Source organism: Bartonella sp. AP57NXGY (assembly GCF_042195805.1).
Lineage (GTDB): Bacteria > Pseudomonadota > Alphaproteobacteria > Rhizobiales > Rhizobiaceae > Bartonella.
In genome coordinates this window covers 1-2309 of record NZ_JBHIOZ010000189.1, presented here as the reverse complement: position 1 = coordinate 2309, position 2309 = coordinate 1, and the positions used below count along the sequence as shown (strand labels likewise).

The window sequence follows — 2309 nt, the reverse complement described above, 5'->3', positions numbered from 1 at the left end:
GGTGCTGTAAAGGAGAGGGCGTCACCGATTTTTAATGTCTGTATTTGCTCTGGGGTGAGATCTTTTTTATTTCCCAATATGAAAATGCCGTTGGCATCAAGCATGAAGCCATTGGGTCCACTGCCTCTATAGGTACCATGATAGGTTTCTCCTTCTTTTGCAACGACAGCGAGATGATAATTTTTTTCATCCAATCCAAGCTCTCTCATAGAGTTGGTGAATTCTCGTAATAGGAGCAATTTTTCTGGATTTGAGATATCCTCAAGAAGATGCTTCATAGGCTCTGGGTTGCCATGTTCCATGGCAGCGGCGCGGACAAAGTCTTTACGTTTTTTGCTCACAAGAGAAAAGTCTAGCTCATGTCCTGCTGCTTGAGAGAGTTTTTCAACAAACAGTCTCTTTGTGCGCCTATTGCCCTCTCTGAAAGGATGCAAGTGGTGCAAATCTATCATTATACCAGCTGCTTGTTCAACGAATTCTTCGCGCGTTAAGCCTTGTAAATTATTCTTTTCAGCAAGCGTTTTATCTAACTTTTCTAGTCCCTCCTGTATTTTTCTGCCAATCGCAAAAGTTTTTGTAAACTCTTTTCTTTTCAAAATGGGCATAGAAGCAACAGTGCCATCTTCAAATGTAAAAGGCTTTTCGCGTGTTTGTCCGGCCCATTCAAATGCATGGGAAAAGAGGCGTTGATGAAGGTATTTTAGATAAGAGGCATTAAACTGCTCTGGTAGAGGTTCTTGGTGCAGTTTTATCATTTCTTTTTTTACATCATTAGAACAGCATTCTTTTAATATTTCGTTATCTTTGATGCGGTATTTATTTTTAAGCACTTTGCTATTGGGGTAGAAAAAATTTTGCGCTTCTTCATTGATTTGCTTTGAAATGGCTGCATTAATTGCAGAGTGTTGTTCTTGCAATTCTTCCTGTGTAGAGGAGGCACAATGTTCTGTGTTTTCTTTCATGCATATTTCCTTTCAAATGGTAACATTATTTTTGAAATCTTCTTTGTTTACATTTTTTGCCTTATATTATTTTCATAGCGTTTTCTTCAAAGAAGAATGCCTATTTGAATGATTGAAAAAATTGATCTTATTCGCATGGAACAAAGTTAAAGTTTATAATTTTGAAGTATTATCGTGAAATTTTATCAATGAATTCTGTAAAATAATGGGGTGTCTTATTCAAAAATTTCTGTATTTCATACACCGTCTTTGGTGCAATCTTGGCAAGATAATTGCACCAAAGTTTTGGATAAAAAGCCAACAATTAGGAGATTTATCACGACAAAGCCATTGCTTTTGATGTTTCGGCTCTGCGCGGTCGAACCTGCGGCTGGTCTTCTTGTCTAGAAGTTTCTGTAACCTCTTTATGCCGCTTTGCTGTTGAGCGTTCAGGCAGCTTCAGGGGCTGCGATAAGCTTTGCTGCTTTTGTAATTTTTTATCGAAATCGGTAGGTGGTTGATAACGTTTTTGTTGTTCTGCCTGATGGTTTTGCACAATGGTTTCTCTTAACTGTTTTACAGTTTCAGCATACTCCTTAATGACGGTACAAAGAGTAGGAAGATTTTCTTCAGCGGCTTTGCGTGCTCCATTTTTTACGCCAAGGACTTGCTTACCAGCAAGTGGAGCAACAGATGCAGAATCCTTTTCAATTTGAAATACAAGCTCTTCTCCCATCTCTGGAATTTTGTGCATATCTTCTATTCTATATTGCAAAATAAATGGATCATTATAAACAATTTGGCACCAATATTGGATCTCTCTTTGACCATATTGAACCGATGGATCTTGTTGAACTCTGCGGGCAATTTCCTCATTTGAGAGAGGCTTTATTTTCTTTTCTGAATTGAGCGGATTTTGTAAATGTTGATTTGTTAGCTCTTCCTCTTGTGTTTGTCGCTGATGTTGTTGTTCCGTGTGAGAACCTTGTAAAATATTTTCACTTTTTGTATATTTTGAAGTATACACATAACCGTTAATGGCAGCACATAGGGTGGGAAGAGTTTCTTCAGCTTTTCTGCGCGCATGGTTTTTTATGCCAAGAACTTTTCTACCAGCAAGCTTAGAAATAGACTTAGGCCGTTCTGTAACATCCCATAAGAGCTGTTCTCCCATATCGGGGTTTTCTTTGATTGCTTCTATTCTTTCATTTAAAATAAGTCGGTCGCCATAAACCTTTTCGCTCAAAAATCGTATTTCTTCTTGATATGCTACGAGCAATAGCTCTCTTTCCATTGTATTAATAGATGGTTTTTGTTCGTGAGACGGTTTTGGTTGTTCAATTGCTGTGTGTGGAGAGGAAGTTTTTG

2 protein-coding genes are annotated in these 2309 nt (G+C 38.0%); both read right to left on the bottom strand.

Going from position 1 to position 2309, the window contains the following annotated elements:
- On the bottom strand, positions 1–962 hold a 962-nt coding region (locus ACFIL8_RS09300; RefSeq protein WP_375689549.1), incomplete at its 3' end, for a Fic family protein.
- 316 nt (positions 963–1278) lie between these two features.
- Positions 1279–2309 (bottom strand): BID domain-containing T4SS effector (locus ACFIL8_RS09295; protein ID WP_375689547.1); only part of this gene is annotated, 1031 nt, incomplete at its 5' end.